The organism is Halopseudomonas litoralis (assembly GCF_900105005.1).
GTDB classification, from domain to species: domain Bacteria; phylum Pseudomonadota; class Gammaproteobacteria; order Pseudomonadales; family Pseudomonadaceae; genus Halopseudomonas; species Halopseudomonas litoralis.
The window spans coordinates 268013-282936 of sequence record NZ_LT629748.1; the positions used below are offsets into that span (position 1 = coordinate 268013).

The 14924-nt window shown below is 59.3% G+C and carries 17 protein-coding genes; 4 read left to right on the plus strand and 13 right to left on the minus strand.

Translation table 11 applies throughout. The annotated features are described in order from the left end of the window. The first annotated feature begins 9 nt into the window (after positions 1 to 9). The 3 genes from bioD to BLU11_RS01370 all read left to right on the plus strand — a co-directional run bounded on the left by bioD (position 10) and on the right by BLU11_RS01370 (position 3253). Positions 10 to 714 carry a dethiobiotin synthase gene (gene bioD / locus BLU11_RS01360; RefSeq protein WP_090271692.1) on the plus strand — a complete coding sequence of 235 codons (705 nt, stop codon included), beginning with the start codon at positions 10 to 12 and terminating at the stop codon, positions 712 to 714. A gap of 48 nt (positions 715 to 762) precedes the next feature. After that, positions 763 to 1071 carry a flagellar basal body rod C-terminal domain-containing protein gene (locus tag BLU11_RS01365; RefSeq protein WP_090271693.1) on the plus strand — a complete coding sequence of 103 codons (309 nt, stop codon included), beginning with the start codon at positions 763 to 765 and terminating at the stop codon, positions 1069 to 1071. Between the two features lie 376 nt (positions 1072 to 1447). Continuing rightward, positions 1448 to 3253, plus strand: coding sequence for a phenylacyl-CoA dehydrogenase (locus BLU11_RS01370; protein ID WP_090271694.1), 1806 nt, complete (start codon positions 1448 to 1450; stop codon positions 3251 to 3253). A 441-nt stretch (positions 3254 to 3694) separates the two neighbouring features. On the opposite strand, the gene egtB is transcribed toward BLU11_RS01370, so the two are convergent. The 3 genes from egtB to yjgA form a co-directional block, all read right to left on the minus strand. Next, positions 3695 to 4900 (minus strand): ergothioneine biosynthesis protein EgtB, encoded by a 1206-nt coding sequence (gene egtB, locus BLU11_RS01375; RefSeq protein WP_090271695.1) that lies wholly within the window; start codon positions 4898 to 4900, stop codon positions 3695 to 3697. Position 4901: 1 nt separating this feature from the next. Next, a complete protein-coding gene (gene egtD / locus BLU11_RS01380) occupies positions 4902 to 5876 on the minus strand; it encodes an L-histidine N(alpha)-methyltransferase (RefSeq protein ID WP_090271696.1) in 975 nt (324 codons plus the stop codon). Between the two features lie 75 nt (positions 5877 to 5951). Further along, complete coding sequence (yjgA, locus tag BLU11_RS01385; protein WP_090271697.1) at positions 5952 to 6476, minus strand: ribosome biogenesis factor YjgA; 525 nt, start codon at positions 6474 to 6476, stop codon at positions 5952 to 5954. 96 nt (positions 6477 to 6572) lie between these two features. Between yjgA and pmbA the strand changes: the two genes are divergently transcribed. Continuing rightward, complete coding sequence (gene pmbA / locus BLU11_RS01390) at positions 6573 to 7931, plus strand: metalloprotease PmbA (RefSeq protein WP_090271698.1); 1359 nt, start codon at positions 6573 to 6575, stop codon at positions 7929 to 7931. A 27-nt stretch (positions 7932 to 7958) separates the two neighbouring features. Here pmbA and BLU11_RS01395 read toward each other — a convergent pair whose 3' ends face one another. The 10 genes from BLU11_RS01395 to BLU11_RS01440 form a co-directional block, all read right to left on the minus strand. After that, a complete protein-coding gene (locus BLU11_RS01395; RefSeq protein ID WP_090271699.1) occupies positions 7959 to 8237 on the minus strand; it encodes an HPr family phosphocarrier protein in 279 nt (92 codons plus the stop codon). After that, positions 8234 to 9088, minus strand: a complete 855-nt coding sequence (gene rapZ / locus BLU11_RS01400; protein WP_090271700.1) for an RNase adapter RapZ — start codon at positions 9086 to 9088, stop codon at positions 8234 to 8236. The genes BLU11_RS01395 and rapZ overlap by 4 nt, the downstream gene beginning before the upstream one ends. A gap of 5 nt (positions 9089 to 9093) precedes the next feature. Beyond that, positions 9094 to 9549, minus strand: a complete 456-nt coding sequence (ptsN, locus tag BLU11_RS01405) for a PTS IIA-like nitrogen regulatory protein PtsN (protein ID WP_090271701.1) — start codon at positions 9547 to 9549, stop codon at positions 9094 to 9096. Between the two features lie 16 nt (positions 9550 to 9565). Beyond that, positions 9566 to 9874, minus strand: a complete 309-nt coding sequence (gene hpf, locus BLU11_RS01410) for a ribosome hibernation-promoting factor, HPF/YfiA family (RefSeq protein ID WP_090271702.1) — start codon at positions 9872 to 9874, stop codon at positions 9566 to 9568. 113 nt (positions 9875 to 9987) lie between these two features. After that, positions 9988 to 11490: an RNA polymerase factor sigma-54 gene (locus tag BLU11_RS01415; RefSeq protein ID WP_090271703.1), complete on the minus strand. Its 1503-nt coding sequence runs from the start codon at positions 11488 to 11490 to the stop codon at positions 9988 to 9990. Positions 11491 to 11584: 94 nt separating this feature from the next. Further along, positions 11585 to 12310 (minus strand): LPS export ABC transporter ATP-binding protein, encoded by a 726-nt coding sequence (gene lptB, locus BLU11_RS01420; RefSeq protein ID WP_090271704.1) that lies wholly within the window; start codon positions 12308 to 12310, stop codon positions 11585 to 11587. Continuing rightward, a complete protein-coding gene (lptA, locus tag BLU11_RS01425; RefSeq protein WP_090271705.1) occupies positions 12297 to 12833 on the minus strand; it encodes a lipopolysaccharide transport periplasmic protein LptA in 537 nt (178 codons plus the stop codon). The genes lptB and lptA overlap by 14 nt, the downstream gene beginning before the upstream one ends. Then, positions 12820 to 13392: an LPS export ABC transporter periplasmic protein LptC gene (gene lptC / locus BLU11_RS01430; RefSeq protein WP_157718497.1), complete on the minus strand. Its 573-nt coding sequence runs from the start codon at positions 13390 to 13392 to the stop codon at positions 12820 to 12822. Before lptC ends, lptA begins: the two co-directional genes overlap by 14 nt. After that, entirely contained in the window at positions 13389 to 13919 is a 531-nt protein-coding gene (locus BLU11_RS01435; protein ID WP_172828654.1) for a KdsC family phosphatase, read from the minus strand. The genes lptC and BLU11_RS01435 overlap by 4 nt, the downstream gene beginning before the upstream one ends. After that, positions 13916 to 14887 (minus strand): KpsF/GutQ family sugar-phosphate isomerase, encoded by a 972-nt coding sequence (locus BLU11_RS01440; protein WP_090271707.1) that lies wholly within the window; start codon positions 14885 to 14887, stop codon positions 13916 to 13918. The genes BLU11_RS01435 and BLU11_RS01440 overlap by 4 nt, the downstream gene beginning before the upstream one ends. Positions 14888 to 14924 lie beyond the last annotated feature (37 nt).

Sequence of the window (14924 nt, forward strand, 5' to 3'; positions counted from 1 at the left end):
GAGCCCTTCATGCCTCAGCGTTACTTCATCACCGGCACCGATACCGAGATCGGAAAGACCACCATTGCCGCAGGTTTGCTGCACGCAGCGCGAAGTTGCGGACTGACGACCGCGGCAGTGAAGCCAGTGGCCGCCGGCTGTGAATCCACTCCTGACGGGTTGCGCAATGACGATGCCCTGACCCTGCAGGCGGAATGCTCCCCGCCGCTGAGCTACGAGGTGCTCAATCCGGTAGCGCTGGCACCGCCGATTGCTCCACACATCGCTGCCCGAGAAGCCGGATTGGAACTGACGGCTGCCAAGCTGGCCTCCAGCTGCTTCAAGGTATTCGAACGTGGTGCGGATCTGACCCTGGTGGAAGGAGCCGGTGGCTGGCGCGTGCCGTTGAATGATCAGGAGACGCTGGCTGATCTGGCTATCGAGCTGGATGCGCCGGTGATCATGGTGGTGGGTCTGCGCCTGGGCTGTATCAATCATGCGTTGCTGACTGCCGAGGCCATTGCGGCTGATGGTCTGAAGCTGGCTGGCTGGGTGGCCAATCAGGTTGATCCGCAGATGGATCGCCAACAGCATAATCTGCAAACGCTGAAAACGTTGCTGCATGCACCCTGTCTGGGAGTAGTGCCACGGCTGGAGCAGCTCAGCGCGGCTGCGGTTGCCGAGCATCTGGCGCTGGAGACGCTCATTGCTCCGACCGGCGGCATGTCATCCTGAGGTTTTATATGCTTGAATTGGCATATTGCCACTATATGAGACCGAGCCATGCCTTCGCTTGATCTGCTCTCTTCCGGCTTTGATGCCATGCGTCAGGGTCAATATCGCGCCAACACTGCCGCGGCGGAAATCGCTCGCGCCGGCGCGCCGGCGAACGCTGCAGCAACGAGCGCCATTCCCCTGCAGCCAGCAACCGGCCAGCCCGCAGCCAGCACGAGAGTGGACAGCAATCGCCCGGTGAATCTGGTGGACAGCCTGGTCGAACTGCAACAGGCCCAGCGTGAGGTCGAAACAGGCGCCGCTGTCATCGACACCGCCGACGAAGTGCTGGGCACTCTGATCGACACGAGAGCCTGAGCAACGGCCCTGCAGGCTGCCAGTTCGGACGCCGGAGCGTCCACTGCGCGGTTCCCACGCGGAGCGTGGGAACCATCGTTCAGGGGGTAAGCCGCACCCGTCAGCCACGCCAGTTGCTACCTACACCACACGACACCAGATCGTTCCCACGCTCCAGCGTGGGAATGCCTGCCGGGACGCTCAGCGTTCCATCCCATCACTCCTGCCTCTCGATCTTGCTGTTAGTCTGCAGACTGACCAAGCCTGTTCTCGCTGCTTTTCATCCAGTGGGGCTTGACATTGGTGTGGCTGAAACGTAAGTTTCAAACACGCGTTTGAATGGGCCGTCCGGCTCGTCGCCGTCCCGAATCCTGAAATAATCGTTGAGGTCAGTACCATGCCAGAATACAAGGCTCCCCTGCGTGACATCCGTTTTGTTCGCGACGAAGTACTGGGTTATGAAGAGCATTACAGCAGCCTGCCGGGATGCGAAGACGCCACCCCCGATATGGTCGATGCCATCCTTCAAGAGGGTGCCAAATTCTGTGAGCAGGTCATCGCACCGTTGAACCGCGTTGGTGACACTGAAGGTTGTACCTGGTCTGCCGATGGTGTGAAAACGCCGACCGGCTTCAAGGAAGCCTATGAGCAGTTCGTCGAAGGCGGCTGGCCGAGCCTGTCTCTGGACCCCGAATATGGCGGTCAGGGCCTGCCCGACTCCCTGGGTCTGGCAGTCAGCGAAATGGTTGGTCAGGCCAACTGGTCCTGGGGTATGTACCCGGGTCTGTCCCATGGCGCGATGAACACCATCGAAGCCCACGGCACCGACGAGCAGAAGCAGGTCTACCTGACCAAGCTGGTTTCCGGTCAGTGGACTGGCACCATGTGCCTGACCGAATCCCATTGCGGTACTGATCTGGGCATGCTGCGCACCAAGGCCGAGCCGGCTGGTGATGGCAGCTACAAGATCTCCGGTACCAAGATATTCATTTCTTCCGGTGAACACGATATGGCCGAGAACATTGTCCACATCGTACTGGCCCGCCTGCCCGATGCACCGGCTGGCACCAAGGGTATTTCCCTGTTCATCGTACCCAAGGTTCTGCCGAACGCCGAAGGCGAGAACGGCGAGAGCAACGCAGTGACCTGTGGCTCGCTGGAGCACAAGATGGGCATCCACGGTAACGCTACCTGTGTGATGAACTTCGACAACGCTACCGGTTTCCTGATCGGGCCGCCGAACAAGGGCCTGAATTGCATGTTCACCTTCATGAACACTGCACGTCTGGGTACCGCTCTGCAGGGTCTGGCTCACGCTGAAGTAGGTTTCCAGGGTGGCATCCAGTATGCCCGTGACCGCCTGCAGATGCGTGCATTGACTGGCCCGAAGGCGCCGGAAAAGCCCGCTGACCCGATCATCGTGCATCCTGATGTACGTCGCATGCTGCTGACGATGAAGGCCTTCGCTGAAGGTAACCGCGCCATGGTGTACTTCACTGCCAAGCAGGTCGACATCATCAAGCGCAGCCAGGACGAAGAACAGAAGAAACTGGCTGACTCGCTGCTGGCATTCCTGACGCCGATCGCCAAGGCGTTCATGACCGAGGTCGGTTTCGAAGCGGCCAACCACGGTGTACAGATCTATGGTGGTCACGGTTTCATCTCCGAGTGGGGCATGGAGCAGAACGTACGTGACGCGCGTATTTCCATGCTGTACGAAGGCACCACCGGTATCCAGGCGCTGGACCTGCTGGGCCGCAAGGTGCTGATGACTCAGGGCGCTACCCTGCAGAACTTCACCAAGATCGTGCACAAGTTCATCAAGGGTCAGGAAGGCAACGAAGCCGTTCAGGAGTTCGTTGGTCCGCTGGCTACGTTGAACAAGGAATGGGCTGATCTGACCATGAAGGTCGGTATGGCTGCCATGAAGGACCGCGAGATGGTCGGTGCTGCGTCGGTGGATTACCTGATGTACTCAGGTTACGTCTGCCTGGCCTACTTCTGGGCTGACATGGCGCGTGTTGCTGCCGAGAAACTGGCAGAGGGCACCAGCGACGAAGCCTTCTACAAGGCCAAGCTGCAGACTGCGCGTTTCTACTACCAGCGCATCCTGCCGCGCACCCGCGCCCACGCAGAGGCCATGCTGTCCGGTTCGGCGAACCTGATGGACATGGACGAAGAGAACTTCTCGCTGGGCTACTGATAGCTGGCGTTGAATGATCTACAAAAGCCGCTCCTGGTGACAGGGGCGGCTTTTTTTGTGTTCGCGTGGTTGATGTTTGCGATATCTGTGGTTGCGCGCCGAGCCGAGTAGCCCTAGCCAGACACGCCGTAAATACATCCCTGTAGGCTCGTTGATAACATCCCTGTCATCAAACGGTCTGACTGGGGCTACTCGGCTCGGCGCTAGTTTGATTGCGAAGTGGCTGCTGGTCTAAAACCCGATGAAATCCAATCGTCTCGTCTGTTGTATGGTTTTAACTACCAGCAGCTTCGGTGGTGATAAGGGCTGAGTCGTTGGGCGCGGACCGGACCGTCGGTTGCCATGGATGGCAACCGCGAGCCTACATGGATGTATTTACGGCGTGTCCGGGCAGTGCCCAACGACTTAGCACCAACCCACCAGCGTCCGGTCACTAATAAATTAGCCATCCCAAGCCAACCGAACCCCACTGAACTGCCACCGCGCCCACGCTGGAAAGAAGTTTCGATATGAGGCCCGGCTGTGACCGGTGGGCGTAGCCAGCGAGCCGCCACGCAGTACCATCTGGTTGATCATGAACTTGCCGTTGTACTCGCCGACTGCACCAGCAGCAGGCTGGAAGCCGGGGTAGGGAAGGTAGGCGCTGTTGCACCATTGCCATACTTCATCGAACAGGCCTTGCAGCGGCTGATTCTGCGTTGTGGCGTGCTCCCACTCCATCTCGGTAGGCAATCGCGCGCCGGCCCAGCGGGCATAGGCATCGGCTTCGTAGAAGCTGATATGGGTCAGGGTAGCCTCATCGTTCACGGGTTGGAGACCGTGCAGGGTGAATACATGCCAGCCGCTGTCATCATGCTGCCAGTACAGCGGGGCCTGCCATTGTTCGCTGCAAACCTGATCCCAGCCATCTGATAGCCACAGCTCCGGTCGCTGATAACCGCCGTCACGAATGAAGGCCAGATATTCGCCGTTGCTCACATTGCGGCTGGCCAGGGCAAAGGGCTCGAGCCAGACGCGGTGACGTGGTAACTCATTGTCGTAACAGAACCCGTTGGCGTCATGTCCCACCTCGACCAAGCCACCTTCAAATACCAGTGGAGTGGCAGCTGGGCCTGGGGATGGGCGTTGATCGGTACCTGTCTCCCGCCACGCAGGGAACAGCGGGTTGCGGGAGAAGTGGTGCTTCAGGTCGGTGAGCATCAGTTCCTGGTGTTGTTGTTCATGGTTGAGGCCCAGCTCGACAAGTGTGGCCAGCTCGGCTGGAAAGTCTGCGGTGGCGAGGGCCAGTTGCATGTGCTCATCGACATGTCTGCGATAGGCCAACACCTGATCCAGTGATGGCCGTGACAGCATGCCGCGTTCAGGCCGGTCATGGCGGTCGCCTACGCCAATATAGTAGGAATTGAACAGTATCTTGAAGGCGGGATCGAAGGGTGTCGGTGCATGGGCCAGTTCCCCGAGAATGAAGGTTTCGAAAAACCAGCTGGTATGCGCCAGGTGCCACTTGAGCGGACTGGCCTCGGCCATGGATTGCAGCTGGCAGTCTTCCGCACTTAACCCGTCAATCAGCTCGACACTGTAATCACGTACCTTGCGATAGCGTGAGCCCAATACTGCGGCCTCGGTATAGGGGGCTTGCATCGTCATCTCAAGGCTCCGCCAGAAATACGCCGAACCATTCCTGCGGGTCGGTCCACAGATGCTGGCAATGGAAGCCGGCCTCGGCGAGCAGAGCGCTGAAGTCGTCGGTGGTGTATTTGTGGGAGTACTCGGTGAGAATATATTCCCCTGCGTCGAAGTGCCGCTCTACATCTTGAAGTTGCACGTTGTGTGATTGCTGGGCCACCAAGCGCATCTCGATTCGACGCTGGACCGGATCGTACACCGCCTGGTGGGCGAAATTGGCCGGTTCGAAGTCCGCATGCAACAGCCGGTTGGCGACCTGAAGTACGTTCAGATTGAACTCAGCGGTAACCCCCTCGGCATCGTCATAGGCTGCTTCCAGAATAGGCGGGGGTTTCACCAGGTCTATGCCGATCAGCAGTTGGCCACTATCACCGCAGTGCCGGCGGATACAGCGCAGCAGGCTGAGCGCGTCAGCACGGGCGAAGTTGCCGATGGAGGAGCCGGGGTAAAAAAACATCGGTGGGCTGGATTGGTCTTCGGCGAGCAGTTTGCCCAGATCGAGACGCTGGGTGAAATCGCTGACCACGCCAATGCATTCCAGTTCGGGATGCTCGTGGGCGATGTCAGCCAGACAGGTTTGGAGAAAGTCGCCGGCGATGTCGACACCGATCAGTCTTGCCGGTGTGACATGCTGCAGCCAGCGTCGCGACTTGCTGCAATCACCACAGCCCAGATCTATCCATTGTGCGTGGTTGACCAGCGCCGCGCTGATGTCATCCGCGCTGTGTTCGAAAATGGCCGCTTCGGTACGGGTCGGGTAGTACTCTTCGAGCTCGCAGATACGGGTGAATAGCTCGCATCCGGTGTCGTCATAGAAGTATTTCGGGTTGATGCAGGCCTGGGGTTGCAAGAGCCCCTCGAGCAGCTGCTTATGCTCGTTATCGAGGTCAGGCGGGAGCAGGTTCTCCAGACGAGGCAAGGGCGTGGCGATATTCACGGCATGTCCTGTGGCTAGGTGGTCTTATTGAACCTAGCACATCAGTCGCAGATCGCCATTCGCCCCGCCGTTGGGTTACGCCGCGTTCTCGACGACTTCGCGGATCAGCTTGAACAGTTTGCGCGAAGCGGCTGGCGGTTTGTCTTCCGCGGCTTCCTTCATGGCCTGACGAACCAACTGACGAATGGTCTGGCGCTCGGCGTCGGGGTAGGCTTCCATGAAGGCTTGCTGCTCCTCCGGCTTGCCGGTGAGCAGGCGGTCGCGCCAGCGTTCCATCTGATGAAAGAACTCTGCATGGGCCTGGCTGCTGCTGTCGAGCCGGTCAACGTAGGCCTGAATGGTTTCCACATCCTGAACTTGCATCAGCTTGCCAACGAAGCTCAGATGGCGCTTGAGTGCGCCGCGCGCGGTATGGCGGTGCGCCTCTTCCAGTGCCTTGCGCAACTCATCGGTGAGATCCAGCTTGTCCAGCTGATGAGGCTTGAGCTCGGTCAGCCGACGACCCAGTTCCTGGTACGCGCGCATCTCGCGTTTGACCTGACTCTTGCTTACCTCGTCTTCCTGCTGGTCGTTGTCGTGTTCTTCTGGGAAATCTGTCATGGTTGCTGCCCGTTCGCCGGTTCTGTTCAATGCGCCATGATACCCGTTCACAGGCCGGCTGTCCGGGGTACAATGGCCGCCTTACAAGGAGATCATATGACCGACCAGCTTCCTGTCCAGCACGATGACGACCCCAGCGCCCTGTGCCAGCAACTTGAGCAGCGCGTGGCATTCATTCTCGACGAGGCCCGCCGTCAGGGCGCTTCAGCCTGCGAGGTGGCGGTCAGTCAGAATACCGGGCTGTCGGTTGGCGTGCGCCGTGGTGAAGTGGAAACCGTGGAGCTGAACCGGGATCAGGGATTCGGTATCACCTTGTACCTGGATCAGCGCAAGGGCTCGGCCAGTACATCGGATACCTCCGACGAGGCGATCCGCTCGGCAGTCGAAGCGGCGTTGGTAATAGCGCGCAATACCTCTGCGGATAGCTATTCCGGTCTTGCTGACGCCGCATTGATGGCGCATGACCTGCCTGATCTGGATCTGTATCACCCCTGGGCACTGGATGCCGATGCCGCCATCGAGCGGGCGCTGGAGTGTGAGGCGGCGGCGCTGGCGGTGGATTCACGTTTGAGCAGCGACAGCGCCAATATCAGCAGCCAGCAGGGTTGCCGGGTGTATGGCAACAGCCATGGTTTCATCGGCAGCTCGCTGGGTACGCGCCACAGTGCATCGGCGGTATTGATCGCCAATACCGAAGACGGTATGCAGCGTGATTACTGGTACACGGTGGACCGCAAGGCCGAGCGCCTGATGGGGGCGGAGGCTTTGGGCCGCAAGGCCGCTGAGCGCACCCTGGCACGGATGGGCGCCAAACCGGTGAAGACTGCCAAGGTGCCGGTATTGTTTGCTGCCGATCAGGCTGCCGGGCTGCTCGGCCAGTTGATCGGGTCGATTTCCGGCGGTGCTGTATACCGCCAGTCCACTTTCCTGCTGGATGCCATGGGCAGTTCGATATTCCCCGAGTGGGTCACCATCGATGAGCGGCCGCATCTGCTTCAGGCGCTGGGCAGCACGGCTTTCGACGGAGATGGCCTGGCCACCCGCGCGCAAAGCTTCATTCAGCAGGGCGTACTGCAAAGTTGGGTGCTGGGCACCTATTCCGGCCGTCGGTTGAATCTGCCCAGTACGGCCAATGCGGGCGGCGTGCATAATCTGCATATCAGTTCCAACGCCGGTGACCTGTCGGCGCTGCTGAGGGAGATGGGCACCGGTCTGCTGGTTACCGAATTGATGGGGCAGGGCGTCAACGGCGTGACCGGGGACTATTCCCGGGGCGCGGGTGGTTTCTGGGTGGAGAATGGTGTGATCAGTCACCCGGTCCGGGAAGTCACCATCGCCGGCAACCTGAAAGACATGTTCAGCAATCTGCGCTGTGTCGGCTCCGACATCGAGCGACGCGGTAACTATCTGACGGGCAGCTGGTTGGTTGACGGGATGACGGTCGGCGGCGCCTGATAGGCTTTGTATGTGGGAGCGGGGGGGTTACTCCCCCTCGCCGAAGTAGTCGTTGATCAGTTCGAGCAATTCGTCCATTGCCTGCTCGGCTCGATCGCCTTCGCAGGTAATGCACACTTCAGTGCCTTTGCTGGCGGCCAGCATCATGACCTGCATGATGCTCTTGCCGTCGACCATCTGCTGTTCGTTACCGCCGATCAATATGCTGCAGTCGTGCTGTTTGGCCACGCCGACGAACTTGGCTGCAGCCCGGGCATGCAGGCCCAGCTTGTTGACGATCTCTACCCGTTTGCACAGCCGGGTCATGGCAGGTCCCGGTGGCGGATGAGCAGGTTGGGCGATTCGGCGCTGAGCTCCCTGACCAGACGCTCGGCGATGTAGACTGAGCGGTGATGTCCGCCGGTACAACCAATGCCTATGCTCATGTAGCTGCGCTCGCCGGCGGCGTAACGCGGCAGCCATTTCTGCAGGAAGTGGTGGATGTCCTGATACATGTCCTGTACATCGGGTTCGGCGTCCAGATAGTCGCGGATCTGCTGATCCTTGCCAGAAAACGGCCGCAGGTCGGGCTTCCAGTAGGGGTTGGGCAGGCAGCGTACGTCGAATACCAGATCGGCGTCCACCGGCACGCCACGTTTGAAGCCGAAGGATTGAATCAGGATCGAGGGGCTGTTGTTCTGCGTGCTCAGCAGGCGTTGCTTGAGCAGGTCGCGCAGTTGGTACAGTGTCAGATGACTGGTGTCGATCTTCAGACTGGCCAGGTCGATGATGGGTTCGAGCAGCTTCAGTTCCGCAGCAATTGCCTCGCCGAGGGACAGGTTGCCATCGGTCAGCGGATGCTTGCGGCGGGTTTCCGAGAAGCGCTTGATCAGCACCTCGTCAGTGGCTGCGAGAAACAGCACGTCGCAATGGATACCCGCATCACGTACCTGTTTGAGCAGTTCAGGGAAACGCTGAAGGTCGCTGGGCAGATTGCGCGCATCGATACTGATGGCGACTTTAGGCAGGCTCAGATCGGTATTGTTGGCCTGCCGGGCCAACTCCGGCAGCAGGCCTGCCGGCAAGTTGTCGATGCAGTAGAAGCCACTGTCTTCCAGAAGATGCAGAGCGGTACTTTTGCCGGATCCGGAACGTCCGCTGACTACAACCAAACGCATTGATTTCAGTCTCCGCCGTGGCCAGCCATGACCCGATACAGGCTTTCTGCATCCGGGGCCTGTCGCAAGGCCTCGCGCAGGTGCTCCTGGTCAAGTTTTTCGGCCAGCATCTTGAGTATCTGCAAATGCTGCTCGGTAGCCTCATGCGGCACCAGCAGTACGAAAATCAGGTCAACGGGTTCGCCATCCAGGGAGTCGAAGTCGATCTTGCTGTTGAGCTGCAACAGCGCGCCAATGGCTTCCGTACATTGCTCCAGACGGCAATGGGGGATGGCAATACCATTACCGAAGCCGGTCGAGCCGAGTTTTTCCCGGGCGATCAGACTTTCGTAAATGGCATCAGAATCCAGAGCGGTGTGCTGGGCGATCATCTTGCCGATCAGTTCCAGCACACGTTTTTTTGAGCCCCCCGGCACACCAGCGAAGGTGAGCTGGGGGGTGAGTATGTGTTCTATTTGCATGGTTCGCTTTCAAGTCCTACCGGGCATTGACGCCCTGTTGGCGGCCAATATGTTTTTCCTTGTGTTTGATCAGCTGGCGATCCAGGCGGTCGGCCAGCAGGTCAATGGCGGCATACATGTCGGTATGTTCCGCTTCGGCAACCAGATCGTTGCCGGCAATGTGCAGGGTACCTTCGGCCTTCTGCTGGAGCTTGTCCACCTCCAGAGTGATCTGCACGCTGATGATCTTGTCAAAATGCCTTTCGAGGCGGGCCAGCTTTTCGGTTACGTAATCACGCAGAGCATCGGTGATATCCAGTTGAAGACCAGTGATGTTCATTTGCATAATACTTCTCCTGATTGGCTTTATGAACCGGGGTCCCGTTTCTGGTTACCCCAATGGTGCCACTTCTCGTTTTCGTATTCCTTGACTCTAGTCGAATCTGCCTGTGTGCAGGCCTAAACCAGTCGTTTCCGTTCGCTGGATGGCGCGATATTAAGCGACTCGCGATACTTGGCGATGGTCCGGCGTGCCACATGGATGCCTTGTTCTTCCAGTAGACCAGCGATCTTGCTGTCACTCAATGGTTTCTTCGGATTTTCCGCCGCCACCAGCTTTCTGATCAGTGCGCGGATAGCGGTGGAAGAGAATTCACCGCCTTCGGCGGTACTGACATGGCTGGAGAAGAAATATTTGAGCTCGAAGATGCCGCGCGGGGTATGCATGTACTTCTGCGTGGTCACCCGGGAGATGGTCGACTCATGCATGCCCACGGCCTCGGCGATGACATTCAGCACCAGTGGCTTCATGGCTTCTTCGCCATGCTCCAGAAAGCCGCGCTGGTGCTCGACAATCTGGCTGGCAACCTTCATCAGTGTCTCGTTGCGGCTCTGCAGACTCTTGATGAACCAGCGCGCCTCCTGCAGGTGATTACGCAGGTAGGTATTGTCGCTGCTGCTGTCCGCCCGTTTGACCATGGACGCGTACTGACTGTTGACCCGCACCTTGGGTGCGGCTTCCTGATTCAGCTCGACGATCCAGCGATTCTGGTCGCGCCGCACGATGACGTCAGGTATCACATATTCCGCCTCGCCAGAGGCGATCTCGCCGCCCGGGCGGGGGTTCAGCGTCTGGATCAGCGCCACAACCTCGCGCAGCTGATCTTCCTTCAGTCGCGAACGACGCATCAGTTGGGTGAAGTCACGGCTGCCGAGCAGTTCGAGGTGGTCGCGAACTATGCGTTTGGCCTGCTCCAGCATGGGCGTGGAATCGGGCAATTGTTGCAGTTGCAGATGCAGGCATTCGCTCAGGTTGCGTGCGCCGACGCCGGTCGGTTCGAATTGCTGAATCCGATGCAGCACCATCTCGATCTCATCAAGCTCAACCTCGAGAGACGGATCGAGCGAGGCAAGGATGTCGTCCAGGGATTCTTCCAGATAGCCATCGGCGCTGATCCCGTCGATCAGCGCAATGGCTATCTGGTGGTCGGTGTCCGACAGCGGCAGCAGATTGAGCTGCCATTCGAGATGGCTCTGCAGGGTTTCGCCGGTACCGGTGCGTGATGTGTAATCCCAGTCATCGTCATCCTGGCTGGGCAGGGAGCTGGCGGAGGTCTGGTAGATGTCTTCCCATTGGGTGTCGACCGGCAGATCGTTGGGGATCTGCTCGTTCCAGTTGCCTTCTTCTTCACTGTGGCTGTGCTGGTCTATTGCATCAAGGGCGACAGGTTCGGGCAGAGCAGTGGCGGGCGCATCATCGTCATTGCCGGCAGTGTCAGCAGAGCTGGAACTGAAATCATCATCGCTGTCGTCGGCCATCTCCAGCATGGGGTTGGCTTCCAATGCTTCCTGCACCTCCTGCTGGAGATCAAGACTGGACAACTGAAGCAGTCGGATGGCCTGCTGCAGCTGCGGAGTCATGGTCAGCTGCTGCCCCATCTTGAGGACGAGCGTTGGTTTCATAGTGTTGCGGTTTACCTTGTGCCTGTTTCAAGCCATTGATGGTTAAAACAAAATCATGGCTATTCGCCCTAGCATGCCTGAATCCGTCGGGCTTTTACAAACGGAAGGCGTGGCCCAGATATACGTCCCGCACCAATTGGTTGGCAAGGACTTCCTCGGCGCCGCCTTCGGCAATGATGTGCCCGTCATTGACGATGTACGCCTTGTCACAGATATCCAGCGTCTCGCGTACGTTATGGTCGGTTATCAGCACGCCGATGCCTTTATCCTTGAGGTGCTGGATGATCTGCTTGATGTCATTCACCGAGATCGGGTCGACCCCGGCGAAGGGTTCATCCAGCAGAATGAACTGCGGATCGGTGGCCAATGCACGGGCAATCTCTGCACGCCGGCGTTCGCCGCCGGACAGGCTCATACCGAGGCTGTCGCGCAGGTGATGAATATGAAACTCACGCAGCAGCGAGTCGAGTTTGCCTTCGCGACCCTTGCGGTTCAGTTCCTTGCGTGTCTCCAGGATCGCCATGATGTTGTCGGCTACGCTGAGTTTGCGGAAGATCGAGGCTTCCTGGGGCAGATAACCGAGACCCTGGCGCGCCCGGCCATGCATGGGCAGGCGGGTGACATCCTGGTCGTTGATCAGGATGTTGCCCTGGTCAGCCTTGACCAGCCCGACGATCATGTAGAAACAGGTGGTCTTGCCCGCGCCGTTGGGACCCAGCAAGCCGACGATCTCACCGCTGTTGATCGACAGCGATACGTCCTCCACGACCCGGCGTGATTTATAGGCCTTGGCCAGGTGGCGGGCTTCAAGTTTCGTCATTGGTGGCCGGCTCAGTGCGTTTGCGTGGCTGGATGATGATTTCGATGCGTTCTGCAGAGTCGCTGTCCTGTGCGTCAGACCTACCGGCGTCCACTACCTGACGCTGGATGTCGTAACTGATGCGCTGGCCCTGGAAGGTATTGCCCGCCTGCTCGAGGAAAGCGTCCTTGATCAGCACCACGCGGTCGGCAGCTGCATGATATTCAATAGTCTGGGCCCGCGAGTCCACCGGGTTGCCATCTGCTTCGGGCGTCTGCCTATAGGTGGCGGGAGAACCCACGGAAACAAGCTTGCTCACTTCGCCGTTGGCATCGGCGGTCAGGGTTACACGGTTGCCGGTCAGGCGCATGCTGCCCTGGGTAATGATGACATTGCCGGTGTATACGGCAGTATTACGGCGGTCATCCAGCGTGGCGGCATTGGCCTGGATGCGGATCGGCTGATTGGCGTCGTCCGGCAGTGCCAGAACCGGCGTGGCAGCACTCGCCAGCAGGGCAAGGCATAGAGTTCTAAAGAGCGTCATGTTCGCCTCTTACATTGGACAGCAGCTTGATGCTGCCATCGTTGAAATTCGCTTCCATGCCGGTAGCTGTGGTCACGCCGTTGAGCGCTTCGATTCTGACGCTGCGGTCCGTCTCGGCAAGATGGCGGTCGGGAAAGATGGTCAGTTCCGGTGTCGACAGGCGTCGTGCCGATCGCCCGGCCAACTGCTGCTCGATCACTACATTCTGACTCAAAACCACCTGATCGCCACCTGCGCTCACTTCACCGTAGCGGGATTGTACGTCCCAGGGTTGCTGATCGTCTTCGCGGTAATAGAGCAGCTTGGGGTCGTCCAGTTCAGTGACGTCCTTGCCGACCTGATGGGCCGCGCGCACGCTGTGGAGATCGTAGACAGGCTGACCCTGCGCATTCAACTGGCGAATTTTAGCGTTATCCATGAAGAAGTCAGGCTGCAACGGGGCCTGCACCATCTGGGGAGTAAAGCTGGCTGGACGAATATTCCAATAGCCGACCGCGAGCGCCAGCGCCACGGCGAGCAGCCCCACACCGCCGGTGGACAGGTAGCGCGGAAGCTTCACAGGTACTCTGCCTGGGCGTTGTCGAGCGTACCCTGGGCGCGCATGATCAGTTCGCAGAACTCCCGCGCTGCGCCAGCGCCGCCGGCATTGGTCGTTACGCCATGGGCATGTTCGCGGACAAAGGTGTCGGCGGTGGCCACGGCCATGCCGAGACCGACGCGGCGCATGACGGGCAGATCCGGCAGATCATCGCCGAGGAAGGCGATCTGCTGCATATCCACCGGCACCTGTAGGCGCAGCTCGGACAGGGCGGTGAGTTTATCCTCGCGTCCCTGGATCAGATGCTGGATGCCAAGGTTGGCTGCCCGGCGCTCAACCAGCGGCGATTTACGACCGCTGATGATCGCCGTCTGCACGCCGGAGGCAATCAGCAACTTGATGCCATGGCCATCCAGGGTATTGAAGGATTTGAATTCGGTACCGTCGGGCATGAAGTACAGGCGACCATCAGTCAGCACGCCATCCACATCAAAGATTGCCAGGCGGATATTGCGAGCCCGCTCAAGCAGGGTCGGTTCGATACTCATACCACCCCCGCGCGCAGCAAGTCATGCATGTTCAGCGCGCCGACCGGCTTGCCGTTTTCATCCACCACGAACAGACCGCTGATCTTGCCGTCTTCCATGATCTTCAATGCTTCGGCGGCGAGAATGCCCTGACGCGCTGTCTTGCAGCGCGGGGTCATGACCTGTTCGATGCGGGCATTGCGAATGTCGACATCCTGATCCAGCGTGCGACGCAAGTCGCCATCGGTGAAGATGCCGGCCAGCTGCCCCTGACTGTCGGTGATCCCGGTGAGGCCGAGCCCTTTGCGGGTCATTTCCAGCAGGGCATCACGCAAGGGGGTTTCCGGTGATACCAGCGGCATCCGTGCGCCGCTGTGCATGATGTCATCCACCAGCAGCAGCAGGCGACGACCGAGACTGCCGCCCGGATGGGAAAAGGCAAAATCTTCGGCGCTGAAGCCACGCGCTTCCAGCAGGGCAATAGCCAGGGCGTCGCCCATCACCAGCGCGGTGGTGGTGCTGGAGGTTGGCGCCAGATTCAGCGGGCAGGCTTCCTGTTCGACGCCGGTGTTCAGATTGGCGACGGCGGCCTTGGCCAGGGTGGAATCCGGATTGCCGGTGAGGCTGATCAGCGGAATGCCGAGCCGTTTTATCAGCGGCAGCAGGGTGACCACTTCGGCCGTGTTGCCCGAGTTGGACAGGGCAATCACCACGTCCTGGGCGGTAATCATGCCCATGTCGCCGTGGCTGGCTTCGCCGGGGTGCACAAAGAACGCCGGGGAACCGGTGCTGGCGAGGGTGGCGGCGATCTTTCTGCCAACATGCCCGGATTTACCCATGCCGGTAACGACGATACGTCCGGGGCACTGGATGAGAGTGGCGCAGGCAGTGTCGAAGTGGCCTTCGAGCCGAGTGAGCAGGCTGTCGACGGCGTCTCGTTCCATATTGATGGTGCGCTGCGCTGATGCGGTGTAATCGAATTCTGGCATGGGCTCTGATTTCTATTTTCGGTCAGCGCTGAGTATA